Here is a 25332-nt window from a genome sequence, read left to right on the forward strand (position 1 = left end):
GACTTGACGAGTGTCAACCCTGTCAACTTGACGGCCCTTGCATCTGCCTAGACGAACATCGAATTCTACGCTGAATCCACGAACGAGAACCGCCAACTGATTGGAGGGGAATCGATCATGACGCAGATGGATGACGACCGTTGGCGGTCGTGTGGGTCGGACTGGGACGACCCGGGAACCGGCCTTCGGCAGGTGCCGGTCGACGTACCGCCGCCGGTGCTCATGCCCGACGCCCGGCGCGGTGACGCCGACGTCCGGCCCCGTACCGCTGCCCGGAGCGCGACCGGGCCGGGCAGCGCGCACCCCGACCTCGGCGACTGCGCCTGATCCGGATTTCCGCAGCTCACGCAAGCGGGACCAAGGTCTGCCCCGGTCGCCGTACCGCCAAGGAGGGCTGCGGTGATCGGGGCGGGGGTGGCCCCGCCCGAGTCGGCAAGGGGCAGGGCCACCCCCATCCACCACGCACACCACCAAAGCAATCACCGCACCACACAGGGGAGGAGCACTGATGATGCGAAGGATGTGGCAACGGATGCGGGTCCGCTGGGGACGCCGGCGGATGGCGTCCACCCCGCCCAGCCGTTGGCCGGCCGGCGGCGACCCCGGCGTCCACCGGGTGCCCGGCACCAACATGCGCTCGGCGGCGTACCGGCCGATCCGGCCCTGGCAGGTGCGCAACCAACGGTTCCGCCCGGTCGGCGTCACGGCCCGCGGCCTCGACCCGGTCGAAGTCGGCGCGTTCCTCGACCGCGTCGCCTACGACCTCGGTGTCCTCTACGCCGAACTCGACCGCACCTGGGAGCAGAACAACCGGATCAAGGACGCGCTGCGCCGCTGGCAGTCCACCCAGGCCGCGATGAACCAGGCCGCGATCAACCAGGCCGCCGTCCGGTGACCGAGCCCGATAACCCCGGCGTCACCGTCGTCGACTGCACCACCTGCGACGGCGGTGGCGTCACCTCCCACCGGTGCAGCTGCACCTGGTACGGCGACCAGCTGATCGTCGACGACGACCAGTTGACCGTCGGCACCCCGGGCGGGGCGGCGTACCGCGACTGTCAGGTCTGTCTCGGCACTGGCACGAACTGCGTGACCTGCGACCGCTGCGCCGGGCTCGGCCGCCGCCGCGCCCAACTCGTCTACACCGTCGCCAACGCCGACACCGCCGCCGTCGCCTCCGTCAACATCGTGCCCGGCGCGCTCGACCCGGTGCACCGCGCCGGCCGCTGGTGGCTCGACCTCGACGCCGTCGTCACCGAACTGGCCGACCGGGTCGGCGCCGACCACCTCTACGACCCGGCTGCTGCACCCGAACGGGAACTTCTCGTCGGCGGGCTGGTGCTGCCCCGCGACTGGCGACCCGACCTGCCGCAGGCACGGCGGCACGCCCTGGAAGCGGTGGCGATCGCCAACTACACGTACCACCCGTGGCAGCTCTGGCTGGGCCGGACCGCCCCGCCGGACCGCCCCGACCCGGCCCGCCACCTCGGCCGACTCTGCGCCCTCGCCGAACTGCTCTGCCTCGACCTGGTCGTCGAAACCCGGCCCGACCCGTACGGCGACGACCGCTACGGCTGGCAGTTGCGCCTCGAACTGCCCGACACCGGAGTCGGCGACGCGTTCGCCAGCGGCGTCGGCAGCACCGAGAGCCTCGACGCGGCGATCGTCGCCGCCGACGCGACCCGCCTCGCCACCGGGATCGGCGACCGTGGTGTCGACGTACCCGCCCACTACCTGCGCCCCGGCCGACCCGGCCCGCCGATCGGGCCGCCGAAACTCGACCTGGACCAGCTCGAACGCCGCATGATCGCCGACTGCACCGCACTCGGCACCGGTGAGGCCACCCCCGGCGCGCAGGCCATCTGGCGCGACGGCCGCTGGTGGCACACCAGCCTGCGGGTGGTCGCCGTCGTCGAGGAACTCACCGAACGCACCACCGGACAGATCTCCCGGCGTACGGTCGACAAGCTCGCCCGCTCGTGGCAACCGCCGCCGCCCAGCTGGCAGGGGCCGGCGATCCCGTCCGAACCCTGCCCGTACTGCGTACCGGAGCAGGGGTTGCGCCGCTGCGTCTGCACCGTCGGCGCGCCCGCCGCCGACCCGGAGTGCCGCCACTGCGGCGGTGCCGGGCGCAGCGGCCGGTACGCCGCCGGCCTCAGCCGTTGCTTCAGCTGCGGCGACACGCTGCGCATCCGGCACGGTGCGGTCGTCACCGTCACCGACGGGCAGCACTGGGCCCGCCACCTGAACTGGGCACTGCCCGACGAAGCCACCGCCGAGCTGTCGCAGATCGGCAGCCAGCCGGGCGGCAAACCCATCCACCAGGTGCCGCCGCAGTTCCGGCTCCCGTTCCACGTCGGCGATTTGACGGTACGCGGCCAGCCGATCGGCCCGGACCAGCTCGCGCCGCTCGACGAGTACGAGATCCTGCTGGTGCAGGAGCTGTGGTACGGCTACGTCACCCTCGACCACCCTGGGCAGGACCCGCTGACCGCGTACCTGGCGAACGTCGCCAACGGGCACCCCGGCGGCCGGGTGCTGCTGCACGCCGCCGAGCCGGACGCGCCACCGCTGGCGCGGGTGCTCGCGTTGGCGTACGGGCTGGGGCTGGCGCTGATCGTCACCGTCGCCGACCACCGCAACGACGCCGGTACGCCGTACCGCATGCAGGGGGTGTCGTGGGGCGCGTACTTCGCCGCGCCCGGTGCCGCGATCGGCCTGCGGGCCTACCCGCACCGGCCCACCCTGGGGCACGCGCTCGCCCAGGCCGTCGAGTACGTGTGCGCCGCCACCCGCTCGGCGACCCCGGTCGACCCGGGTACGCCGATCGCCGTACCGCAATCCGTACCGCAGAACGTGCCGACGCCAGCGGCCGACGGTGACTCCGACGACCTGGTGCCGTCGCTGTCGGTGCTCGCGGGGTACTACGCCGGCGAGACGGTGATCGTCTCGCTCGCCGCGTCCCACTGTGAGGTGCACGTACGCGAAGGTCCCGAGACCACCCGCCGGGTCGCCACCGCCGCCGACCTGCCCGCCGCCGTCGCCGCCCTGCGCCTGCGCCCACCCGCCACCTGACGATCCACACGGCCGGCAGCAGCCCGCGTCGATGTGAGGCTGAGATACCCTACGCCGCAATCATTCGGTATCTCAGCCTCACATCGCCGCATGCGATTTCCCAGGTATTGCAGCCCGCCGTACCGCATGCGTGCACGATGTCTCGATCATCACCCGCACCTGCTCGATGAAGATCGAAGACGGTGACCGACCTCGTCGAGCCCTGACCGTCGGTCAGCTGACGGCCTGCCAGGCGAGGCGGATGGCGAGCAGGCCGATGATGCCGTTGCCAACCAGCGCCGTCACCAGCCGGCCGCGTGGGCTGGCGAGCGTACGGCCGAGAAGCGCGCCACCGGATGCCAGCAGGACTTGCCAACTGGCCGAGGCAACGAACGCCGCTGCGACGAACACCGCCCCGACGAGTAGCAGGCTGCTGGTCGAATCTGCCGCTCCGCCCTGGTGGCCGACCACGAGCGCGGCGAAGTAGACGATCGTCATCGGGTTGAGCAGGGTCAGCCCGACGAAGGTGGCGTACGTCCGGATCAGGGACCTGGCCGGTGTCGACCGGGTCGCGTCGGCCGGCGCGCGGCTCGCCCGGACCGCGACGACGATGCCGCGTACGGCGATCGCGGCGAGCACCACGGCGGCGGCCGCCTGCAGGACGGCGATGGCCGGGCTGACCAGCCTGGCGACGGTCACGCCGCCGACGACCGCGGCGAGGGCGTACAGCCCGTCGGCGGTGGCGACGCCGAGCCCGGCCGCCGCGCCGTGGCGCAGCGACACCCGCGCGGCAAGGGTGACGATCAGGACCCCGATCGCGCCGACCGGGACCGCGATGCCGTAGCCGGCGAGCAGTCCGGAGGTCAGCGCGTCGATCACGGCAGGACTATGCCGACCCGCCGGATCCGGCGACAACCAGTTTTTTTGCGCCCTCGTCCGGTTGACGGCATCCATTGCATTGACTACCGTCACTCCCAGTCTGGAGATGTTAACGTTCGTCAATGTCTTGCGCGTAGGGGTGATCCTGACAATCGCTGAAGCCGCGGCAGTCGACGACCACCGTATGGAGGGCCGCTTGAAGCGCGTCGTCACCACCGCCACCGCCGTCGCTGCGGCGGCGGCCATGATCCTGACCGCCGGCTGTACGCCAGGTTCGGGCGGGTCCGGATCGTCCGATCCGAACACCTTCGAGTTCTGGTCGTTCACCGGGATCAACCAGCAGGCGTCCGTCGATGCGTACACCAGTGACCGACCGGACATCGACGTCAAGCTCACCGAGGTAGGCGACACCAGCGAGACGGCCCAGGCGCTCACGGCGGCACTGGCCGGCGGCAAGGTGCCCGACCTGGTGCTGATCCAGGGCGACAACATGCCGAAGTTCATGCAGGCCCCGGAGAACTTCGTCGACCTGACCACGCTCGGCGCCGACCAGATGACCGGTGACTACCTCGACTGGGTCATCTCCCAGTCGACGACCGAGGACGGCAGGGTCATCGGAATACCGACGGACGTCGGCGGCATGGCGATCGCGTACCGGACCGACCTGTTCGCCGCCGCCGGCCTGCCCACCGACCGGGACGAGGTCTCCGAGCTGTGGCCGACCTGGGACGCGTTCCTGGAGGTCGGCGAGCAGTACGTCGCGGCTACCGGCAAGCCGTTCCTGGACAACACCCCGACGAGCATCTTCTTCCAGGCGGTCAACCAGGGCGCGGAACGCTACTACGACGAGAACCGCGAACTGTCGTACGACAAGAATCCACAGGTCAAGGCGGCGTTCGACCTGACGTTGCGGATGTACGAGGCGGGCATCTCCGGTCGGATCGCCTCCTGGACGCCGGCGTGGACCGCCGGCATGAGCAAGGGCGACTTCGCGGTGATGTCGGCACCGTCCTGGATGCTCAACGCGATCAAGACCAATGCCCCGGACAGCGCCGGAAAATGGGACGTCGCCACCATTCCGGGTGGTTCCGGGAACTGGGGCGGCAGCTACCTCGCCATCCCGGCGCGGGCGCAGAACCCGGCGGCGGCCTGGGACTACATCGCCACGATGCAGTCGCCCGAGGGCCAGCTCGCGCACTTCCTGGAGCACGGGGCGCTGCCGACCACGCCGTCGGTCTACACCGACCCGCAGTTGCTCGCGAAGACCGACCCGTTCTTCTCCGACGCGCCGATCGGCCAGATCTACACCGAATCAGTGGTGAACATCGAGCCGTTCTACATCGGCCCCGACGACGCCACCATCGGCACCGAGCTGCTCAACACGCTCACCAGCGTGGAGCAGGGCCAGGTCGAGCCCGACGAAGCGTGGGACACCGCGTTGACCAACGTCAGGAACGCCCTCCGCGGCTGAGCAGACGACTGACCTGCGGCGGCCGCCGGAGCCTCCAGCCGGCCGCCGCACGTGCGGAAGGTGAGCGCTGTGACCACCATGCTCAGCCCGGCCACGGCCCGCAAGGACACCGGCCGGCCGACCCGGTCCCGTCAGATCCAGCAGGGCGTACGGGAACGACTGGCGCCCTACGCGTACATCGCGCCGTTCTTTCTGCTCTTTTTCATCTTCGGGCTGTTCCCGCTGCTGTTCACGTTCTACATCGCCCTGTTCGACTGGAATCCGATCGGCGAACGCAGCTACGTGGGGCTGAAGAACTTCTCCGATCTCGTCGACGACCCCCGGTTCTGGGGTGCGCTGCGCAACACGTTCAGCATCTGGGTGCTGTCGACGGTTCCCCAGCTGCTGATCGCGCTCGGCATGGCGCACGTGCTCAACCACGTACGGCTGCGGGCGGCCACCCTGTTCCGGATGTCGATGCTGGTTCCCTACGTGACCTCCGTGGCCGCGACGACCATCGTCTTCGCCCAGCTGTTCGACCGCGACTACGGCATGCTCAACTGGCTCCTCGGGCTGCTGGGATTCGAGCACATCGACTTCACCGCGTCGCTGTGGGGCAGCCACTTCATGATCGCGGTGATGGTCGCCTGGCGGTGGACCGGCTACAACACGCTGCTGTACCTCGCCTCACTGCAGGCGGTTCCCCGAGACCTGTACGAGGCCGCCGCCGTGGACGGTGCCAACGGCTGGAAGCAGTTCCGGCACATCACCGTTCCCTCGCTGCGGCCGATCATCGTGTTCACCGTCATCACCTCGACGATCGGCGGGCTGCAGATCTTCACCGAGCCGCTGCTGGCCAACCCGGTGGGTGGACTCACCTGCGGCGCGGCGCGGCAGTGTCAGACCCTCACCCTGTTCCTCTACGAGCAGGCCTTCGGCCGGTTCCACTTCGGCTACGGCGCGGCCATCGGTGTCGCGCTCTTCGTGCTGGTCGTGATCATCTCCGCGATCAACTACCTCCTGGTCACCCGGATCCGCTCGGAGCGCCCATGAATCCCGCACCGCACCGGCGACGCAGCGCCAACCGGATCCACCCGGCCGTGTACGTGGCGCTCGGCGGCATGGTGTTCTTCAGCGTGTTTCCGCTCTACTGGATGTTCGTGGTGGCCACCACCGATTCGGCCACCGCGTACAGCCTGCCGCCGCACGTGCTGCCCGGTGGCAACTTCTTCCACCTGGCCAGCCTGGTCTTCGAGATCGTGCCGTTCGTGCAGGCGCTGATGAACAGCCTGGTCGTGGCCACCTCGATCGGCGTCGGTCAGGCGTTCCTCTGCGCGCTGGCCGGGTTCGCCTTCGCCAAACTGTCCTTCCGGGGCCGCAACACGTTGTTCCTCATCGTCGTGCTGACGATGACGGTGCCGACCCAGCTCGCCGTCGTACCGCAGTACCTGATCATGTCCCGCTTCAACTGGGTGGACACCCTCCAGGCACTGATCGTCCCCGGGCTGGTGAGCGCGTTCGGCATCTTCTGGATGCGGCAGCACATCGGCAACGTGGTCAACGACGAGCTGATGAACGCCGCCCGGGTGGACGGCGCGACGACCTGGCAGATCTTCTGGCGGATCGCTTTCCCGGTGGTCCGCCCGGCGGCGTTGATCCTGGGCCTGTTCGGCTTCGTCAACGCCTGGAACGACTTCCTGTGGCCGTTCATCGTGCTGAAGTCCCCGGAGCGGTACACCGTCCAGATCGCCATCAAGGCACTGCAGAACAACCGGGACATCGACCTGGGCCTGGCCATGTCCGGCTCGTTCCTGGCCACCTTGCCCGTGCTGGTGTTGTTTGTCTTCGTCGGCCGGCGCCTGGTGCAGGGGATCATGGAAGGGGCGTTCAAGGGGTGACCAGATCCAGCGTCGCCCCTAACCCGGCTGTCCGATCCTGACGGTCGTCTGTGTACTACCGTGCTTCGGCTTAGTGTGCCCGGTGTCAACGGCTACGCCGGATAGTCAACTCTGTCGATGTTGTGACGTTTTCGGCGCACTGGGTCGGGGAGCATCTGGCGCACCCACCGGCGGTTCCCGGATGCCGCGCGACGTGCACGGCCCGACCGCCGCGACAAGCAAGAAGAGGGGCTGGTCGCCATGCTGATCATGGATCGACGACGACAGCGGCGGTGTCTGGCCGCCATCCTGGCCGGCGTACTGCTGACCGCCGGCCTGACGCCACCGGCCGCGACGGCCGCCCCGACGGCGGCATCGCAAGCGGTGTGGCAGGTGGATCCGCTCGGCTCACCGGTGCCGGACCCCACCTCGATCCGGCTCGTCGGGGCGGTGGCGGTGCGAGACGCGCCAAATGCCAAACAGCGGCCGTACGTGTTCAACGTCGTCGACGGTGAACTGTGGCTGAACTGGTGGAACGGTGGACAGTGGATCTGGACCGGGTTCGGTGGTGTGCCGTCGGGCAGCCCGATCGCCAAGGCCGTCGGGGCGATCACGGTCCAGGACAGGTCGAACGGGGCGGACTACCCGTACGCCTTCGTCAGCACCGCCGACGGGCACCTGTGGGTCAACCGGTGGACCGGCGACAGATGGCTCTGGCAGGACCTGGGCCTCCCGTTCGACGGTGTCCGGGTCGCCACGCCTGTCGGTGTCCTCGCGGTCCAGCAGACTCCGGACGGCCCGCAGGTGCCGCAGACCTTCGCGGTCGGCTCGGACGGCAACCTGTGGCTGCACAACTGGGTCAGCGGCACGGGCGACTGGCTCAACTACGGCACCCCGCGCACCGGCACGTTCGACAATTTCCGGGAGAGCCGGGTGGTCGGCGTCGCGAACCTGCGGACCACCGCCACCGGCCCGGACCGCGCCCAGGCGTTCCTGCTCGACCGGCAGGGCAACCTGTGGCGCGGCGCGGACACCGGCTATTCCTGGGCCTGGACCAACCACGGTCTGGCGCCGTTTCCGAACGCCGGCGCGACCAACGGCGTCGGGGCGACGACGGTTCTCGGTGCCCCCGGCGAGGGGACCTTCCCGCTCGCCGTCGTCGGCAACCTCAGCATCATGTACGCGCTGAGCTGGACCGGCAGCGAGTACAGGTGGACAGCTCAGGGTGGTCCCGGTTCCGTGGTCTATCTGCGGCGCACCGGTGCGGTCGCGGTCCGGGACACTCCACTGGTGCGGCAGCGGCCGTACGTGTTCACCGTCGATCTGGAGGGTGGCGTGATCGAGTGCAACTGGTTCACGCCGCAGCAGCAGTGGACCTGGTCGGCGCAGGCGGGTACGGACGCCCTCGGCATCGACCCGACCGCCGGGGTCGCCGTCGGTATCCAGGATGCCCCGCTGCTGCCGGAGCGGCCGTACGTCTTCTACTGGTCCCGGCAGGGTCCCACCCAGCTGATGGTCAACTTCCGGGGCCTGGCGCCCTGACCGGCTGGTCGGCGGCGGTGCCCGTGGTGGCCGCCGCCCAGCGGGCGAGGGCTTCGCCGACCCGGTGGAAGCCCTCGCCTGCGGCGCTGAAGGCGTACCTGCCGTCGGCGAGCCGCTGGATCAGCCCGCGCTGCTCCAGGTCGGCGAGGCGCTGGGTGAGGGTGACCTGGTTGACGCCGGTGTCGCGGGCCAGGTCGGTGAAGCGGCGCGGCCCGACCAGCAGTGCGCAGTGCAGCTCCAGCATCCAGCGTTCCTGCATCAGTGCCAGCAGGCCGTCGAGCTGGTGGTGGCGGGTGTCCGGGTCGCTGGTGTCGCCGGCCCAGGTCGCCATTTCGGCGAGCACCGGGCGCAGTCCGGTGCCGGTCGACGTCAGTGTGTAGCGGGTGCCCGGTGGGGTGGTGTCGATCACCGTACGGCTGACGACCCCGACGGCCTCCAGCTCGCCGAGCCGGCGGGCGAGAGTGCTCGGCCCGACCGCCGGGACCGCCCGGCGCAGGTCGTTGAAGCCGGCCGGTCCGTCGAGCAGCGCGTGCACGATGTGCAGCGTCCAGCGGCCCCGCAGCCGACCCACGGCGGCCAGCAGTACGCCCTGCTCGACCTGCACGTCGCCACTGTATCCAGCGGCACACTTGTTAAAGCTCAGTAGCTAGTACTATTTTCTTAGTCATGACTGAGTCAACGAAGCGGGCCCTGGTCACCGGTGGTACCGGCGGGATCGGCCTGGCCACCGCCCGTGCCCTGGCCGGCCACGGCTACGCCGTCACGATCGTCGGGCGCGACCAGCAGCGAGGCGACGCCGCCCGCGACCAGGTGAGCGCCGCCGGTCCGGTTCCCGCCCGGTTCATCCGGGCCGACCTCTCCGCACTGTCCGCCGTCCGCGCACTGGCCGACGACACCCGCGCCGCCGGCCCGCTCGACCTGCTGGTCAACAACGTCGGCGGGGTCTACCGCCAGCACTGGCACACCGTCGACGGCATCGAGGCGACCTTCGCCATGAGCCATCTCTCCGGCTATCTGCTCACCGAACTGCTGGTCGACGACATGGTCGCCGCCGGCCGGGGGCGGATCGTCAACCTCACCTCGGGCGCGATCCGGCTCGCCGACCGCACCCCGCTGGACCGGGTCGAGGTGGCCGGGCGCTACTACGGGTTCTCCGCGTACGGGCGGGCGAAGCTGGCCAACCTCGCGTACACGATGGGTCTGGCCGACCGGCTCGCCGGCACCGGCGTCACGGTGCTCGCCGCCGACCCGGGGGCCAGCGCCACCGAGATGGGCCGGTCGATGCGTGCGGACCTGTTCCCGATGCCGGCCCGGCTGGCCTTCCCGCTGATCTACCTCAACCTGTTCCGGACCAGCGCGACCGACGCCGCCCGCAGCTCCATCGCCGCCGCCACCGGCGACCTGCCATCCGGTACCGCCGCCTCCGGCGACCTGCCATCCGGTACGGTGCTCGGCCCGAAGGGCACACCGGTGCGCCCGGACGCGCGGGCCACCGACCCGACGGTCATCCAGACCGTCACCGCGCTCAGCCAGGCGACCTGCGCCTCCACCCGCACCGACAGCCGGTCAGCGACTGCGGGACAGGATGCGCTGCCCGAGTAGCGTCACATGGATCAGATCGGCGGTCTCGTCCGTACCGTCGCCGGTCTTCACCGCGAGCAGCAGCCCGGTGTCGGCGGCGGTGAACGCGGCAGTGACGCCGCCACGCTTGGCCACGCCGATGCCGACCGTTCCCGGGAAGGTCACCGAGCCGGCACCCAGCCCGGTCGCGCCGTCGCGGGTGGTGAGCTGGTCGATGTAGTCGGCCTGCAGGTTCTCCGGCGGCACCACACTCAACCGGACGAGCTGCCCGGCCGGGTCCTGCCACACGCATTCGCCGAAGCCCGCCCCGTAACCGGTGCCGGTTGGCTCCGGGACCTCGTCGAAGACGGTGGCCAGCTCCGGCCGGGTCAGCAGGGTGCACGGGTCACTGAAGTCCGGACCGTCGGCGGTGGTGCCTGCGGCGGGCGTCGCGGCCGCTGCGGAACCGGCCGATGCCGACGGCGCGTCCCCAACGGCGGGTCGGCCCGCCCCACCGGCTCCCGGGCCGGCCGGGTCGCCGCCGCAAGCCGCGAGCGCCGCGAGCATGGCCACGAGCAGGCCGGCACCGGACACGCGGTTCGAAGCCGTCGGAGTCATCGGTCACCTCCACTGACGAACCGGATGCGCCGCCGACGTACCCCGGCGAGCAGGGCCAGGCCGGCGGCGACCAGGACGACACCGCCGACCGCGTACGCGATGCCGGCCGCTCCGGTGACCGGTAGCTCGCCGCCTGCGCTCCCGCCACCGCCCGGTGTCGCAGCCACGGTCGGCGTGCCCGGCGTGGCTGGCAGGCTCGCCCCGGGCGTCGGGGTTGCCCCGGGCGTCTGGGGCGGACTCGACGCGTCGCAATCCGCCGGTGGGGCGTACGTCCCGGTCATCCAGGTCGGGGCGTCGAGCGCGAACGGCCCGGTGATCAACTGGTACGCGGTGCCGTCGGGCAGCGCGAAGGCAAGCTCGGTGGTGCCGGGCGGGACCGGCGCCAGGGTCTCCCCGGCCGGGAACGTGTCGGCCGTGACCAGCAGCAGACCGTCGACGGCCGTGGTGCCCCGGTTGGTCAGCGTCAACTCCAGCCCGGTGCAGCCGTTGTCGGCACTCACCTCGAGGACCGGGGTGCCGGTGCAGCCGTCCGGTGCCCGGAACGGCACCGGCGGGGTGTCCCGTTCGCCCGCGCGCCGGATCACGAACAGGTCGCCGTCGGCCGCACCGTACCGGTGGAATCCGCTGCCGACCATGGTGAACTCCTCCACCACGACGTCGTTGCGCAGCACCACGGTGCCGACCGGCTCCACGCTGTCGTCCAGCGGGTCGGAGGTCCACCGTACGTCCAGCGCGCCGCAGAGCATCTCCACCGCCAGGGTCGGTGGGGCGGCCGCTGCCGGTGCGCCGACTCCGAGCACGAGCCCGGCGGCGGCCACCGAGGCGGCGCCGACGACGCCGGGCAGCTGGCGGATCAGCTGGCGTACACGCATGACAGGACTACCTCTTCCAGGGAGCCACCGAGACAGCGGCCACGACGGCAGCCGGGGCGGCGATGTTGATCGAGCAGAGCGGGCACAGTCCAGCACGACACAGACCGATCCGGCGTGAGCGGTGGCCTACTCAATTTCGGCGCGCGGGACACTCAGCGTGGTACCCGGCACGGGCATCCGGTGCGCCGGTTCAGCGCGAGATCAACGCCGCCCGCAACTCGGCCCGACCGGCGACGCCCAGCTTGGTGTACGCACGGTGCAGGTGGTTCTCCACGGTCCTGGCCGACAGGTGCAGCCGGGCGGCAATCTCCCTGGTGGACTCGCCGTCGGCGGCCGCGAGCGCCACCTCCCGCTCCCGGCCGGTCAGCCCGGCGGCCGGTCGACGACCCCGCCGTAGGGCCGGCGTCGTCGGCTGTTCGCACCGGGCCAGCTCCCGGTCGGCGAGCAGCCGGGCCGTGGCCGCCGCCCGCCCGGCCCCGGCCCCGGCCCCGGCACCGGACGCGGCACCGGACGTGGTGGCGGCCGTCGCGAGCGTCGCCGCCTCCGCCGCGTGCAGTGGCATGCCGTACCCGGAAAAGTCCCGCGCGACCCGCAACAGACCTGCGGCGTCCCGGTCGGCGGCCGCAGTTGCGTAGTCGACCACGACCCGCCCCAGCGTCCACCGGTCCGGTGGCGGATGGTCGGTGAGGAGCCGGACGGCGACGGTGGCGCCGCCCAGCCGGATCAGGTCCAGGACCCCGAGGGTGCCGGCTCCGACGGCCCCGGTCGTCCCGTGCCGGACCACTTCCTGCTCCAGCAGGCGCAGCCCGTGGTCGGTGTCACCGGTCAGCGTGGCCAGCCAGGCCCGACCCCGGGCGACCTCGATGTCGAACAGTCGCACTCCGTCCGGCCCGCCGGGATGCCGGTCCAGGTCGGCGGCCGCCTGCCCAGCGGTGGTCAGATCGCCGAGCTGGGCGGCGGCCTGCAGCCGCAGCCCGGCCGCCCACCGGCGCACCCCACGCAGCTGGACGTCGTCGGCGACCAGGTACGCCTCGTTCGCCCAGCGAAGCGCGGTCGCCGGCCGGCCCCGCAGCAGCGCGACCTTGGCGAGGAAGAACGCGGCGAGCGCCTGGCCGACCCGGTCCGGCGGTTGCAGACTGGCCCGGTAAGTCGACTCGGCGGCGGCCAGCGCGCCCGCCACGTCCGGCAGATCGACCAACAGCGACGCGACGGCCGCCGGGAAGCCGTCCGACTGCACCTGGCCGGGCCCGATGTGCCGGTGCGCCACCGGGACCACGTCCGCCAGCAGCTTGTCGGCTTCGGTGAACCGCCCGGCGAGCAGCAGTCCGCAGCTGGCCGCGCCGGCTGCGGCCAACCGCAGGTCGACCGACCCGGCGGTGTGAAACAACGCCAGCGCCGGCGTCACGACGGAGCAGTCGAGCCGGTACGCCCGCAGGTACAGCCGGACCGCGTCGAGCTGTTCGCGACAACCCGGTTCGGTGGCCGCGACGGCGTCCAGAGTGGCGCGAGCGGCCGCCACGTCGTCGGCGCCGTGCACCAGGATCACCGCCAGTTGAATGGCGATCTGGGTCCGTTCGGCGTCACCGTGCCCCGGCCCGGTGACCGCCGACCTGCTCAGTTCGGCGCTACGGCGTACCGCCTCGTCGAGCCGGCCCTGCTGAAACAGCGCGCGTACCACCGCCAGCCCGGCGGTCACCGCACCACCGGCCTCGTACGCCCGTTGCCCGAGTCGCGCGGCCAGTTCGTACTCCCGCAGGTACGCCGCTTCCCGCGCGGCGGCCAACATCAGGTCGACGTCGATGTCACCACCGCCGTCGAGACGCCACAACGCGACCCGCATCACGTCTGCGCCATGCAATTGCCCGGCAGCTTCGAGCGTGTCGGCGAGTCGGCGGCTGTGCCGCAGCCGGGCCAGCTCCGGCGTGGCGGCCCGCAGCATCTCGGCGTACAGCGGGTGGCTGAGCTGGACAATCTGTTGCCCATCCACGGTGGCGACGGTGACCAGGCCGCGCCGCTCCAGCGCTTCCAGCGTCGCCGACCCGGCTACGGCGACTGCGGCCGGCAGCGGCAGGTGCTGACTGAGGGCGAGTAGTTCCAGGGCGTCGCGTTCGGCCGGGTCGGCGGCCGTCAGCCGGCTGCCCAACAGCTCGGTGAGGCGTGGTGCCGCATCCAGCGGCCCGGCCAGCCGCCAGATGCCGGCCGGTCGGTCGATCAGCCCGGCCTCCCGGGCCGAGGTGATCAACTCACGCAACAGCAGCGGGTTGCCGGCGGCCGCGTCCCTGAGCCGGCGCAGCGTCCGGCCCTCAACCGGCCCGCCCAGCACGGCCACCACCAGCGTCTCGGTCTGCGGCGGGCTCAGCGGCGCGAGATCGATTCGGTGTACGCCCGCGTCCTTCCACAGCGCTGTCACCGCGTCCGGTGCGGGCTCGTCGGTACGTACCGTGACGAGCACCGGCACCGTACCGTCGGCCACCAGCTGATGCACGACCGCGGCGGAGACCTCGTCGAGCAGGTGCGCGTCGTCGATGACCAGGACGTTGCGGGTCCCGCCGACCGCTGCCCGGAGCCCAGCCAGCGCGCGCTGCACCGGTGTGGACGGCGGCGGCGTGGTGGGTGTCAGCGGTCTGGTGGGTGTCAGCGGTGGGATCAGGCCGGCGAGCGCGGCCAGCGGCAGGCCGGTGCCCGAACCCGAGGCGTGGGCCCGCGACAGCCGCCAGCCGGCGGCGGCCAGACCGGCTGCGACCTCCTGCGCGAGCCGGGTCTTGCCGACGCCGGCCGACCCGGCGATCAGTACGCCGCGCCGGTGCGTCGGCGGGCCGCTCAGCGCGGCCCGTATTGCCCGCAACTCGTCCTGCCGGCCCACCATCGGCGGCTGGTCCACCGCCTCGCGACTCATGGGGTCAGGTTCGCAGGTGGCGTCCACTGCCGGCCATCGGACCGGCCGTCGAGTTCCCGACCCGGCGGCCGGCGGCGGGGCGTGCCGCGGCTAGCCGGCGACGGGGAACTCGACGCCGGTCAGCTTCTCGCTCTCCGTCCACAGCCGGCCAGCGGTGGCGGCGTTGTCGGCCGCCGGGCTGCGTCGCGCGGCGACCGGCGGGCCGACCGTCTCGAACCGTCGGCCCGGCCCCCAGTAGCTGCCACCGTCGACTGCCGGGTCGGTGGCGGCGCGCAGAGTCGGCAACGCCCCGTCGTGTGGCGTCATCGCGATCAGCCGGCCGACGGCGGTGACGAAGCCACCGGTGTGCCGGGCCAGGTCGGTGGCGGTCCACCCGGGATGGGCGGCGGTGGCCAGCACCGGCGACCCGGCCCCGGTCAGCCGGCGCTGCAGTTCCAGGGTGAACAGCAGGTTGGCGAGTTTGCTCTGCCCGTACGCGCCCCACCGACGGTAGCGACGCTGTTGCCAGTTGAGGTCGGCGAAGTCGATCCGGCCGGCGCGGTGGGCGTTGCTGGCGACGGTGACCACCCGGGCGCCGACGCCGGTGGACAGCAGCAGCGGCAGCAGCCGGCCGGTGAGCGCGAAGTGGCCGAGATGGTTGGTGCCGAACTGCAGCTCGAAGCCCTGCCGGGTGCGCCGCAACGGGGTCAGCATCACCCCGGCGTTGTTGATCAGCAGGTCGATCCGGCCGTGGTCGGCACGGTACGCCTCGGCGAACTCGGCCACCGAGTCGAGGTCGGCCAGGTCGAGCCGGGCGCAGCTCACCGTGCCAGTCGGCCGTTCGGCGCGGATCCGGTCGGCTGCGGTGCCGGCTCGTCCGTCGTCGCGGCAGGCGAGCACCACGTGGGCGCCCCGGGCGGCGAGCATCCGGGCGGTCTCGAAACCGATGCCGGAGTTCGCGCCGGTGACTACGGCGATCCGGCCGCTCTGGTCCGGCAGGTCGCCGAAGGTCCACGGTGTCATCGTCACTCCCGGGCCAGGTTCTCGCCGCCGGCGAACACGATCGTCACGGCGGTCCGCATTCCGTTTCGGTACTCGTCGACCGACGAGAGCTTGTGTTTCAACCCGAACGAGGCGGCGTGCAGATGCTCGGCCAGGTCCCGGGCGGACAGGCCGGCGGCCCGCCACCGGTCGGCGACCCCGCTGTCGGCGAGGACCTGCTCAACCCCGTCGACCAGCCCGCGCTCGATCCGCTCGGCCAGCGAGCAGCGCAGCGTGGCCGCGGTGGTCAGCAGCTCCTCGAAGTTGCCGTGCACCGCGGCCCCGACCGATGGGCCCTGGCACGCTTCGAACGCGGCGAGGATCCGCCCCGGCGGGTCGAGGTCGTCGCGGGCGAAGGCGGCCCCGGTCGCCGCGCACACGCCGGTCACCATCCGGTCCACGGCGGCGACGAACAGCTCGTCCTTGGTCTTGAAGTGCAGGTAGAGCCCTTGCCGGGAGATGTCGGCCGCGCGGGCCAGGTCGTCCATCGAGGTCTTCCGGAACCCGTACCGGATGAACACGTCGATCGCGGCGTCGGCGATGGTGTCCCGTCGGGTACTGCCCGACGTCACGCCGGGCGCTCCGTACGTCCCAGTGCCGAGAACGGGTACGCCACCCCGGTCAGCTGTTCGCTCTCGGACCACAGTCGGCTGGCCATGACGGTGTCCTTGGCCCGTGCGGAGCTGCGGGCCGGCGCGGGTGGCCCGGAGGTGCCGAACCGGCGGGCCGGACCCCAGTAGCTGCCGGCGGCGGCCTGCGGGTCGGTCGCGGCGCGCAGGCTGGGCAGCGCCCCGGCCGATGGTCGCATCCGAATCATCCGCTCGATCCGCGACCGGCTCTCGTCGGTGGACCGGCCCTGGTGGCGGCCGATCTCGGTCGAGGTCAGGCCGGGGTGGGCGGCGACGGCCCGCACGGTCGACCCGGCCTCGGTCAGCCGGCGCTGCAGTTCCAGGGTGAACAGCAGGTTGGCGAGTTTGCTCTGCCCGTACGCGGCCCACGGCCGGTAGCGGCGTTGCCGCCAGTTGAGGTCGTCGATGTCGATGCCGCCGGTCCAGTGGGCCAGGCTGGAGACGGTCACCACCCGGGCCGCCGGTGCCGCGTCGAGCAGCGGCAGCAGTTCGCCGGTGAGCGCGAAGTGCCCCAGATGGTTGGTGCCGAATTGCAGCTCGAAGCCCTGCCGGGTGCGTCCCAGCGGCGGTGCCATCACGCCGGCGTTGTTGATCAGCAGGTCGAGCCGGTCGTGGTCGGCGCGGTAGGCGTCGGCAAACGCGGTGACCGAGTCGAGGTCGGCCAGATCCAGCTCGGCCCCGGTCACCACGCCGGCCGGCTGACCGGCCCGAATCCGGTCCAGCGCCGCTTCGCCCTTGCCCTTGTCCCGGTACGTCAGCACCACGTGTGCGCCCTTGCCGGCGAGCATCCGGGCGGTCTCGAAGCCGATGCCGGTGTTCGCCCCGGTCACCACCGCGACCCGGCCGGTCTGGTCGGGAATGTCATCGAATGACCATGCAGCCACGCTGACGCCTCGCTTCTCCGTTGCCTACTTGACATCCGCGACAAGCTTTACTTGATGTGCTCAATCTGTCAAGTGTGCTGGTCCGGCGTTGGCTCGAAGAGCAGTCGGATCACCGGGCCGGCGAGCGCCGCCGGGTCGTCGTCCGCGTCGTGCGGCAGTGCTCCGGACAGCCACAGGGTGGCGAAGCCGTGCACGATCGACCAGGCAGCCAGGCGCGCGTTGTCCCGGTCACCGGCCGGTACCCGGGTGTCGTCCAGGCTGTCCCGTAGCGCCCGGCCGGCCCGCTGCCGGGCGGCGGTCAGCTCTGGCGCGTCGAAGTGCAGCAGGCTCGGTTGGAACATCACCTCGAAGTGCGCCCGGTGGGTCGCGGCGAACCGCACGTACGCCTGGCCGGCGGCGAGGATGTCGCCGCCGGCCGCCGCCAACTGGGTCGCCAGCAGGTCGAGGCCCTCGGCGGCGATCGCGGTGAGCAGGCCGGTCTTGTCGCCGAAGTGGTGTGTCGGGGCGGCGTGCGAGACCCCTACCCGTCGGGCCAGGTCGCGCAGGCTCAGTGCCGCCGCCCCGGATTCGGCGATCGCCTCGGTGGCGGCGGTCAGCAGGGCCCGCCGCAGGTCGCCGTGGTGGTACGGCTGTTGCCGCATCACGCCTCCCCTCATCTTGCCGTTGACAAGATGCTACCCGGAGCGGCTATCTTGTCGGTGACAAGATGCCGGGCGCGTGTGGCGCCGACCCCGAGGAGCACCTGATGAGTACGGCGGACCGATGGCTGACCGTGATTGCGCTGGTCAGCGTCCCGACGGTGATGTTCGGCGGCTACTCGTTGATGCGGCTGGCCGCCGCCCGAAGACTGACCGACTTCCAGCTGTCGCTGTTCCGGGCCGGCCACGCCCACGCCGGCGTGCTGCTGGTGCTGACTCTGACCGCACTGAGCATCGCCGCCCGCGCCGGACTGTCCGACCCGTACACCTGGGTGGTCGGCGCGCTGCTGGCCGCCGGCACGATCAGCCAGTCCGGCGGCTTCTTCCTGCACGCCGGGATCGGCCGCCCCGGACAGTGGTCGTTCGGCAACACCCTGACCGTGCTCGGCGCGGGGCAGCTCACCGTCGCGCTGCTGCTGCTCGCGTACGCCGTCGCAACCAGCTGACCTGCCGGTACGCCGACCGTAAGACTTTTGCAAGAGATCAACTACGGTCGGCCGGGCGCTGCCGCCGTAGGCTGATCCGCGTGTGGAAACGACTCCTTGCCAACCCGTTGAGCTGGCTGGTCGCCGTCGTCGTCGCCGCCGGACTCGCGTTCGGCGGCTACTGGTACCAGCCGTGGAAACTGTTCACCGACGACGTGGTCGACGAGGCGCTGCCGCAGGTGCAGATCGCGGCGACCGGCACCCCGGCAGCGGACCCCGCCGCGTCCGGGTCCGCATCGCCCGGGTCAGCATCGCCCAGCGCCGCACCGGCCAGCCCGTCACCGGCCGGCAACCAGCTGCTGGCCTCCGGCGAGTTCGTCACCCACGAGCACGAGACCAGCGGCACCGCCGAGGTCGTCCAGTTGGCCGACGGCCGCCGTCAACTCGTGTTCCGCGACTTCGCCACCTCCAACGGCCCGGACCTGCGGGTCTGGCTCTCCGACCAGCCGGTGCTGGACGGCCGCGACGGCTGGTTCGTCTTCGACGACGGGCAGTGGGCCGAGCTGGACCGGCTCAAGGGCAACCGGGGTGACCAGGTGTACGAGATCCCCGCCGACGTCGACCTGACCAGCCTGACCAGCGTCTCCATCTGGTGCAAACGCTTCTCGGTGTCGTTCGGGGCAGCCGAGTTGGCCGCCTGACAGCCATGGTCGCGCCCACCACCGGCGGACCGTCCCTACGGGTGCTCGTCGTCGACGACGATCCCACCGTGTCCGATGTGGTCCGCCGGTACCTGGAACGAGCCGGCTACCAGGTCACCCGCGCCGCCGACGGGGTCGCCGCGCTGGCCGCGGTCGACCAGTGCCGGCCCGACCTGGTGGTACTGGACCTGATGCTGCCCGGGTTGGACGGTCTGGAGGTGTGCCGGCGGCTGCAGCGGCAGGCCAGCGGCGTACCCGTGATCATGCTGACCGCACTCGGGGAGGAGTCCGACCGGGTGATCGGCCTGCAGCTCGGCGCCGACGACTACGTCACCAAGCCGTTCTCGCCCCGGGAGCTGGTGCTGCGGGTGCAGTCGGTGCTCCGCCGCTCCGGGCCGCCCCCCGGCCCGGTCGGCGGTGAACCTCCGGTGGTCCGCGACGGCGAGCTCGCGCTGGACACCAGCCGGCGGTCGGCCCGGCTCGGCGACACCGAGCTCGCGCTGACCACCCGTGAGTTCGACCTGCTGCTGCACCTGGTCCGCCACCCGGCGAAGGCGTTCCGCCGGGAGGAACTGCTTGCCCAGGTGTGGGGCTGGAACTTCGGTGACCAGTCCACCGTCACCGTCCACGTGCGACGGCTGCGGGAGAAGGTCGAACGGGATCCGGCCCGACCCCGACGGATCGTCACCGTCTGGGGCGTCGGCTACCGCTACGAACCGGCGGCCGGCAATGCCTGACCTGCCCACCGGCGACGTCCTCGCCGTGTTCGCCATCGGGCTGGGCGCATCGTTGCTGATCGGTGTGCCGGGCGCGGTCGCGCTGCGGCTGCTGCGCCGGCACAGCATCGTCGTGCACCTGACCGTCCTGCTCACCGTCACCGTACTGGCGGTCCTCGCCGGCGTCGTCGGCGCGGCCCAGGCGATGTTCCTGTCCGTCCACGACCGGGACGTGGTGCTGCTGGTGCTCGCCGCGTCCGGAGCGGTCAGCCTGGCTGTCGGCTGGTGGCTGGGTGCCCGGCTGGCCCGGCAGGCGGTCTGGGCCGACCAGCTGCGTCAGCGCGAACGCCAGGCCGAGGCGAACCGGCGGGAGCTGGTCGCCTGGGTGTCGCACGACCTGCGGACGCCGCTGGCGGGGCTGCGGGCCATGGCCGAGGCGCTGGAGGACGGCGTCGTCGCCGACCGGGCCACCGTCGCCGACTACCACCGGCGGATCCGGGCCGAGACCGACCGGATGACCCAACTCGTCGACGACCTGTTCGAACTGTCCCGGATCAACGCCGGCGCGTTGCGGCTGTCGCTGCGCCGGGTGCCCCTCGCCGAGGTGGTCTCCGACGCCCTGGCGTCGGCGGAGCCGCTGGCCCGGGCGCGGGGCATCCGGCTGGTCGCCGCCGAACGCGGCTGGCCGTCGGTCACCGCCAGCGAGCCGGAACTGGCCCGGATCATCGGCAACCTGCTTCGCAACGCGATCCGGTTCACCCCGTACGACGGGGTGGTGCAGGTCAGCGCGGGCCGCGACGGCGGTGCCGCCTGGCTGGCGGTGCACGACACCTGCGGCGGCATTCCCGAGGCGGACCTGCCGAGGGTGTTCGACGTGGCGTTCCGGGGCGAGACGGCGCGCAGCCCCGCTCCCGCCGGCCCGCCCCGAGCGGGGTCGCGGGTCGGGCCGGCGTACCTGCCCGGTTGGGCCGGACCGCCCCGTCCCGAGCCGCCGCCGGCCGGCGGCGGGCTCGGCCTGGCGATCGTGCGCGGCTTGGTCGAGGCGCACGGCGGTCGGGTCGAGGTGGCCAACGCCGGCCCTGGCTGCCGGTTTCTCGTCCACCTGCCCGCCGCCGGTTGACCCTCGCGCACGGTCAGCCGACCGGCAGGTCCCGCCGCCGCAGCCCGATCATGCCGGCGGCGGCGGAGCCGGCCGCCAGCAGTGCCAGGACGACCAGCGGTACGGCCGACACCTGCCCGCCCGGCAGGCTCGGCAGATGCGTGAACGGGGAGAGATCGCGCAGCGGCTGCGGCAGTTGCAGCAGCGCACCGAACAGGTCGAGTCCGACCGTCACCGCCAGCACCGCCCACCCGGCCATCGCCAGCCGGGGCACCAGCCCGACCAGGGCGAGCGCGACCGCCGCGAGCAGCCACACCGCCGGCAGCGTCGCGAACGCACCGACCAGCACCCGGGCCGTCGTCGGGCCGACGTCACCGCCGGACAGCCCGTACGCCGCACCCATCGTCGACCCGGCACCGGCCATCAGCACGACCGGGCCGACCAGGGCGAACAGCAGATGACTGGCCGCCCAGCGGGACCGGGACACCGGTGCGGCGAGCACCGGCTCGGCCCGACCACTGGTCTCCTCGACCCGCAGCCGGCCCACGGCGGCGATCGCGTACCCGGCCGCCCCGACAGCGAACAGGCCGAGCATCGCGGCCAGGAACAGGTCGACCAGGCCGGCGGCCCCGCCGAGCCGGGCGAACAGGTCACGCAGTGTGGGATTGTCGGTCAGCATGTCGCCGACCCCGCCGGCCACCGCGCCCAGCAGCGCACCGGTGAGGGCGAACCCGGCCGTCCAGCCGGCCAGCGGCCCCCGGTGCAGCCGCCAGGCCAGCGCGACCGGGCCGGCCAGCCGGGGCCCGCCGGTCGCCGGCCCGGTGCCGGCCGCCAGCAGCCCGGACCCCAGGTCCCGGCGGCCGTGCAGCCCGGCCGCGACGGCGACCAGCCCGGCGGTCGCGGCGGCGAGCGGGCCGAGCACCCACCAGGCGTCGTCGGCGTACGGACGTAGCCGCATCACCCAGCCGAACGGCGACACCCAGCTCAGCCAGCCCAGCGGCCCGCCGGTGTGGGCGCTGAGGTCACCGACGACCCGGCCGGCCACGGCGGCGCCGAGTACGCCGGCGGCGATCCCCCGGGCCGCTGCGGCGGTGGTGGCGAGCTGGGCGGCGACCGCCCCGACAGCGGCGAACAGCCAACCGGCCGCGGCGAACTGGGCACCGAGGGCGGCCGACCCGGCGACCGGCAGCCCCTGGCCGGCCAGCCCGGCGGCGACCGCCGCGGCGAGCAACAGGTTGGCGGCGAAGACGACGACGAGGGCGGCGGCCGGGCCGGCGTACCGGCCGATCGGGGCGGCGCCGAGCAGTTCCCGCCGGCCGGCCTCCTCCTCGGTACGGGTGTGCCGGACGACGGTGAGCAGGCTGATCAGCGCCACGATGACGGTGACGATGCTGATCCGCCAGGCGACCAGCCCGCCGAGGTCGGCGGTGTGCACCGGGCCGTACAACGCGACCAGCGCGGCGTTGGCGTTGCTGGTCTGCGCGAACGCCGACCGTTCGGCGGCGGTGGGGTAGAGGGCGGGGAAGGCGGCGGCGAAGTTCGCCGGCATCACCGACAGCCAGATGATCCACAGCGGCATGACCAGCCGGTCGCGGCGCAGGATCAGCCGGACCAGCTGCCCGGTGCCGGCCAGCGGGTTCACCGCCGTGCTCCGGTGCCGTGGTAGTGCCGCAGGAACAGTTCCTCCAGCGTCGGCGGCTGGCTGACCAGCCCGCGTACGCCGGCCTCGGCCAGCCGGCGCAGCACCTCGGGCAGCGCGGCCGGCTCGACCTCGCAGCGCAGCCGGGTCCCGTCGACCCTGAGCCCGTGCACCCCGGCCAGGTCGGCCACCTCGGGCAGGTCGGCCACCTCGGCCAGGTCGGCGACGATCGTGGTACGGGTCAGATGCCGCAGCTCGGCGAGGGTGCCACTTTCCACGGTCCGTCCGTCGCGGACGATGGTGACCCGGTCGCACAGCGCCTCGACCTCGGCGAGGATGTGGCTGGACAGCAGGACGGTCCGGCCCTGCCGGGCGGCGTCGGCGACCCGGTCGCGGAACACCGCCTCCATCAGCGGGTCCAGCCCGGAGGTGGGCTCGTCGAGCAGCAGCAGCTCCACGTCGGCGGCGAGGGCGGCGATCAGCGCCACCTTCTGTCGGTTGCCCTTGGAGTAGCTGCGGCACTTCTTCGTCGGGTCCAGCGCGAAGCGCTCCAGCAGGTCGGTGCGGCGGCGCCGGTCGAGGCCACCGCGCAGTCGACCGAGCAGGTCGATCACCTCACCGCCGGTCAGGTTCGGCCAGAGGCTGACGTCGCCCGGCACGTACGCGAGGCGACGGTGCAGGGCGACCCCGTCCCGCCACGGGTCGCCACCGAGCAGCGACACCTGCCCGCCATCGGGCCTCAGCAGGCCGAGCAGCACCCGGATGGTGCTGGTCTTGCCGGCACCGTTGGGGCCGAGGAAGCCGTGCACCTCGCCGGCCGCCACGCTCAGGTCGAGCCCGTCCAGCGCGGTGCTGCGGCCGTACCGCTTGGTCAGGCCCCGGACCTGGATCGTTGTTTCCATATCTAGAAAGCTACGTTGCGTTCGCAAGGTGGTCAATGAAAAGCCCGCCACCAGCGGGCATTACTGCGTTTAATCGGGCCTTGCGTTGCAATGGCGGTTGCGGTTAACGCAACGATCGGCCAGGATGTGTTGCAATGAATTGAGGCTGAACGCAGCGGAGGGCGGGGGCGGATGCCCGGCGGACGGTTGACCTATCAGGACCGGCAGCGCATCGAGCAGGCACTCGCCGACGGCGCCGGCTACGCCGAGATCGCCCGCCGACTCGACCGCCCGACCTCCACGATCAGCCGGGAGGTCGGGCGCAACGGCGGGCCGGGCGGCTACCGGGCCACCGCCGCGCACCGGGCCACCGCGCACCGGGCCCGCCGTACCGGACCGGTCACCCGGCCGCCGGCCGGCCAGAGCACCGGGTACGGCCGGGACGCGGCCGCCGTGCAGGCCTTCGAGCAGCAGTTCGCCGCCCTGATGATCCAGTCCGGTTTCCCTCGGATGACCGCCCGGGTGCTGGTCAGTCTCTTCGTCAGCGACGGCGGTGCACTCACCGCCGCCGAGCTGGTCGACCGGCTGCGGGTCAGCCCGGCGTCGATCTCGAAGTCGATCGCTTTCCTGGAGCGGATCGGCTTCGTCACCCGGCGACGCGAGCCGGGGCAGCGGCGCGACCGGTACGCCGTCGACGACGGACTGTGGTACCGGGCCTGGTCGCTGCGGGTGCACGTCTTCCGGACCTGGGCGGACGCGGCGACCCACGGCGCGGCCGTACTTGGGCCGGACACCCCCGCCGGGGACCGGCTGCAGTTGATGGGCGAGTTCTTCGGGCTGGTCTGCCGGGACGTCGAGCGGATCACCGCCGAGTGGCAGGCGTTCCTGTCCACCCGTGGTCTGCCGCCGCAGCCTGATGCGCCCACCGCCGTCGCGGAGCCGGTCCGGTGACCGGCGTGCCGGTCCGGCCCGGTGCCGGCCTCACCCGACGGGCGGTCGGCACCGGCCTGCTCGGCGGTATCGTGGCGCTGGTGACCACCGGCTGCACCGATTCGAGCGTCGAGTCGAGCACCGAGTCGAGCGTCGAGACCGGGTACCGGGTGCTGGTCTACAGCCGCACCACCGGGTACCGGCACGATTCCATCCCGGCCGGGGTCGCGACCGTCGGCGAACTCGGCGCGGAGCACGGCTTCACCGTCGACGCCACCGAGGACCCGGCCGTCTTCACCCCGGACAACCTGAGCCGGTACGCCGCCGTCGTCTTCCTCAACACCACCGGCGACGTGCTCGACGCCGCCGGCCGGGCCGCGTTCGAGGGCTACATCAACGGCGGCGGCGGATTCGTCGGGGTGCACGCGGCCGCCGACACCGAACACAACTGGCCGTTCTACGGCGAACTTGTCGGTGCGTACTTCGCCCAGCACCCGCCGGTGCAGCCGGCCACCGTCGAGGTCGTCGACCGGACCCACCCGGCCACCGCACACCTGCCGACCCGCTGGAAGCGCACCGACGAGTGGTACGACTACCGGACCCGGCCGACCGACGCCCGGATCCTCGCGGTGCTCGACGAGACCAGCTACACCGGCGGGCAGATGGGGCAGCCGCACCCGCACGCCTGGTGCCGGACGTACGCCGGCGGCCGCGCCTTCTACACCGGCGGCGGCCACACCATCGAGGCGTACGCCGAACCGGCGTTCCGCACCCACCTGCTCGGCGCGGTCCGCTGGGCCGCCGGCCGGTCGGCCGACGACGCCGACGGGGGCCGGTCGGCCGACGACGCCGACCGGGACGCCACAGGGTGACGGCCGGGCCCCGGGCTCATCCGGACGGTCAGCGCTGACCTCCGAAGGTCGGTAACTATCCAAGATCTGATTGAACACGGAGTGTGACGT

The 25332-nt window shown here is 72.3% G+C and carries 24 protein-coding genes and 2 pseudogenes; 15 read left to right on the plus strand and 11 right to left on the minus strand.

Features of this window, described 5'->3' with window-relative positions; genetic code table 11:
* Positions 1 to 126 precede the first annotated feature (126 nt).
* The 3 genes from O7629_RS32995 to O7629_RS33005 all read left to right on the plus strand — a co-directional run bounded on the left by O7629_RS32995 (position 127) and on the right by O7629_RS33005 (position 3075).
* On the plus strand, positions 127 to 327 hold the full coding sequence (locus O7629_RS32995) for a hypothetical protein (RefSeq protein ID WP_278174259.1): 201 nt from the start codon (positions 127 to 129) through the stop codon (positions 325 to 327).
* Positions 328 to 631: 304 nt separating this feature from the next.
* Positions 632 to 895 carry a DivIVA domain-containing protein gene (locus tag O7629_RS33000; RefSeq protein ID WP_278174808.1) on the plus strand — a complete coding sequence of 88 codons (264 nt, stop codon included), beginning with the start codon at positions 632 to 634 and terminating at the stop codon, positions 893 to 895.
* A complete protein-coding gene (locus O7629_RS33005; protein ID WP_278174260.1) occupies positions 892 to 3075 on the plus strand; it encodes a hypothetical protein in 2184 nt (727 codons plus the stop codon). The genes O7629_RS33000 and O7629_RS33005 overlap by 4 nt, the downstream gene beginning before the upstream one ends.
* 213 nt (positions 3076 to 3288) lie before the next feature.
* Here the strand turns inward: O7629_RS33005 and O7629_RS33010 are convergent, their stop codons facing one another.
* Positions 3289 to 3933, minus strand: coding sequence for a LysE family transporter (locus tag O7629_RS33010; protein ID WP_278174261.1), 645 nt, complete (start codon positions 3931 to 3933; stop codon positions 3289 to 3291).
* A 196-nt stretch (positions 3934 to 4129) separates the two neighbouring features.
* On the opposite strand from O7629_RS33010, the gene O7629_RS33015 reads away from it, so the two are divergent.
* From O7629_RS33015 to O7629_RS33030, 4 genes are all read left to right on the plus strand, one after another.
* Entirely contained in the window at positions 4130 to 5404 is a 1275-nt protein-coding gene (locus O7629_RS33015) for an ABC transporter substrate-binding protein (RefSeq protein ID WP_278174262.1), read from the plus strand.
* A gap of 78 nt (positions 5405 to 5482) precedes the next feature.
* Positions 5483 to 6436, plus strand: a complete 954-nt coding sequence (locus O7629_RS33020; protein ID WP_278174809.1) for a sugar ABC transporter permease — start codon at positions 5483 to 5485, stop codon at positions 6434 to 6436.
* Positions 6433 to 7281, plus strand: coding sequence for a carbohydrate ABC transporter permease (locus O7629_RS33025; RefSeq protein ID WP_278174264.1), 849 nt, complete (start codon positions 6433 to 6435; stop codon positions 7279 to 7281). The genes O7629_RS33020 and O7629_RS33025 overlap by 4 nt, the downstream gene beginning before the upstream one ends.
* Positions 7282 to 7530: 249 nt before the next feature.
* Positions 7531 to 8802 carry a hypothetical protein gene (locus O7629_RS33030; RefSeq protein WP_278174266.1) on the plus strand — a complete coding sequence of 424 codons (1272 nt, stop codon included), beginning with the start codon at positions 7531 to 7533 and terminating at the stop codon, positions 8800 to 8802.
* Here O7629_RS33030 and O7629_RS33035 read toward each other — a convergent pair.
* Positions 8777 to 9406, minus strand: coding sequence for a winged helix-turn-helix transcriptional regulator (locus O7629_RS33035; RefSeq protein WP_278174267.1), 630 nt, complete (start codon positions 9404 to 9406; stop codon positions 8777 to 8779). The two genes, O7629_RS33030 and O7629_RS33035, sit on opposite strands and share 26 nt — an antisense overlap.
* A 62-nt stretch (positions 9407 to 9468) precedes the next feature.
* Here O7629_RS33035 and O7629_RS33040 point away from each other — a divergent pair, with 62 nt between their 5' ends.
* Positions 9469 to 10404: an SDR family NAD(P)-dependent oxidoreductase gene (locus O7629_RS33040; protein ID WP_278174268.1), complete on the plus strand. Its 936-nt coding sequence runs from the start codon at positions 9469 to 9471 to the stop codon at positions 10402 to 10404.
* On the opposite strand, the gene O7629_RS33045 is transcribed toward O7629_RS33040, so the two are convergent.
* The 7 genes from O7629_RS33045 to O7629_RS33075 form a co-directional block, all read right to left on the minus strand.
* Positions 10369 to 10980: a DUF3558 family protein gene (locus O7629_RS33045; protein ID WP_278174269.1), complete on the minus strand. Its 612-nt coding sequence runs from the start codon at positions 10978 to 10980 to the stop codon at positions 10369 to 10371. The two genes, O7629_RS33040 and O7629_RS33045, sit on opposite strands and share 36 nt — an antisense overlap.
* The gene (locus O7629_RS33050; RefSeq protein WP_278174270.1) at positions 10977 to 11852 is read right to left on the minus strand and encodes an LPXTG cell wall anchor domain-containing protein; all 876 of its coding nucleotides are present in this window, start codon (positions 11850 to 11852) and stop codon (positions 10977 to 10979) included. Before O7629_RS33050 ends, O7629_RS33045 begins: the two co-directional genes overlap by 4 nt.
* Positions 11853 to 12042: 190 nt before the next feature.
* Positions 12043 to 14748: a LuxR family transcriptional regulator gene (locus O7629_RS33055; RefSeq protein WP_278174272.1), complete on the minus strand. Its 2706-nt coding sequence runs from the start codon at positions 14746 to 14748 to the stop codon at positions 12043 to 12045.
* Between the two features lie 90 nt (positions 14749 to 14838).
* A complete protein-coding gene (locus O7629_RS33060; RefSeq protein ID WP_278174274.1) occupies positions 14839 to 15750 on the minus strand; it encodes an oxidoreductase in 912 nt (303 codons plus the stop codon).
* A gap of 2 nt (positions 15751 to 15752) precedes the next feature.
* A complete protein-coding gene (locus O7629_RS33065; RefSeq protein WP_278174275.1) occupies positions 15753 to 16340 on the minus strand; it encodes a TetR/AcrR family transcriptional regulator in 588 nt (195 codons plus the stop codon).
* Positions 16337 to 17281, minus strand: coding sequence for an oxidoreductase (locus O7629_RS33070; RefSeq protein WP_278174277.1), 945 nt, complete (start codon positions 17279 to 17281; stop codon positions 16337 to 16339). The genes O7629_RS33065 and O7629_RS33070 overlap by 4 nt, the downstream gene beginning before the upstream one ends.
* A gap of 68 nt (positions 17282 to 17349) precedes the next feature.
* Positions 17350 to 17925: a TetR/AcrR family transcriptional regulator gene (locus O7629_RS33075; RefSeq protein ID WP_278174279.1), complete on the minus strand. Its 576-nt coding sequence runs from the start codon at positions 17923 to 17925 to the stop codon at positions 17350 to 17352.
* A 101-nt stretch (positions 17926 to 18026) separates the two neighbouring features.
* Here O7629_RS33075 and O7629_RS33080 point away from each other — a divergent pair, with 101 nt between their 5' ends.
* The 4 genes from O7629_RS33080 (at position 18027) to O7629_RS33095 (ending at position 20941) form a co-directional block, all read left to right on the plus strand.
* Complete coding sequence (locus tag O7629_RS33080) at positions 18027 to 18425, plus strand: hypothetical protein (protein WP_278174280.1); 399 nt, start codon at positions 18027 to 18029, stop codon at positions 18423 to 18425.
* Between the two features lie 80 nt (positions 18426 to 18505).
* Positions 18506 to 19105 carry a DM13 domain-containing protein gene (locus O7629_RS33085; RefSeq protein ID WP_278174282.1) on the plus strand — a complete coding sequence of 200 codons (600 nt, stop codon included), beginning with the start codon at positions 18506 to 18508 and terminating at the stop codon, positions 19103 to 19105.
* Between the two features lie 5 nt (positions 19106 to 19110).
* Positions 19111 to 19842: a response regulator transcription factor gene (locus tag O7629_RS33090; RefSeq protein ID WP_278174284.1), complete on the plus strand. Its 732-nt coding sequence runs from the start codon at positions 19111 to 19113 to the stop codon at positions 19840 to 19842.
* Positions 19835 to 20941: a HAMP domain-containing sensor histidine kinase gene (locus tag O7629_RS33095; protein WP_278174285.1), complete on the plus strand. Its 1107-nt coding sequence runs from the start codon at positions 19835 to 19837 to the stop codon at positions 20939 to 20941. The genes O7629_RS33090 and O7629_RS33095 overlap by 8 nt, the downstream gene beginning before the upstream one ends.
* A gap of 13 nt (positions 20942 to 20954) precedes the next feature.
* On the opposite strand, the gene O7629_RS33100 is transcribed toward O7629_RS33095, so the two are convergent.
* Positions 20955 to 22562, minus strand: coding sequence for an ABC transporter permease (locus O7629_RS33100; RefSeq protein ID WP_278174287.1), 1608 nt, complete (start codon positions 22560 to 22562; stop codon positions 20955 to 20957).
* Positions 22559 to 23461, minus strand: coding sequence for an ABC transporter ATP-binding protein (locus O7629_RS33105; RefSeq protein WP_278174289.1), 903 nt, complete (start codon positions 23459 to 23461; stop codon positions 22559 to 22561). Before O7629_RS33105 ends, O7629_RS33100 begins: the two co-directional genes overlap by 4 nt.
* Before the next feature lie 171 nt (positions 23462 to 23632).
* On the opposite strand from O7629_RS33105, the pseudogene O7629_RS33110 reads away from it, so the two are divergent.
* The 3 genes and pseudogenes from O7629_RS33110 to O7629_RS33120 all read left to right on the plus strand — a co-directional run.
* Positions 23633 to 23773 (plus strand): annotated as a pseudogene (locus O7629_RS33110) (helix-turn-helix domain-containing protein); the annotation flags it as partial.
* A 174-nt stretch (positions 23774 to 23947) separates the two neighbouring features.
* A pseudogene (locus tag O7629_RS33115) lies at positions 23948 to 24391 on the plus strand (helix-turn-helix domain-containing protein); the annotation flags it as partial.
* Positions 24388 to 25242: a ThuA domain-containing protein gene (locus tag O7629_RS33120; RefSeq protein ID WP_347403710.1), complete on the plus strand. Its 855-nt coding sequence runs from the start codon at positions 24388 to 24390 to the stop codon at positions 25240 to 25242. The pseudogene O7629_RS33115 and the gene O7629_RS33120, both read left to right, overlap by 4 nt.
* The last annotated feature ends 90 nt before the right edge of the window (positions 25243 to 25332 follow it).

This window comes from Solwaraspora sp. WMMD792 (assembly GCF_029626105.1).
In the GTDB taxonomy this organism is placed as follows: Bacteria; Actinomycetota; Actinomycetes; order Mycobacteriales; family Micromonosporaceae; genus Micromonospora_E.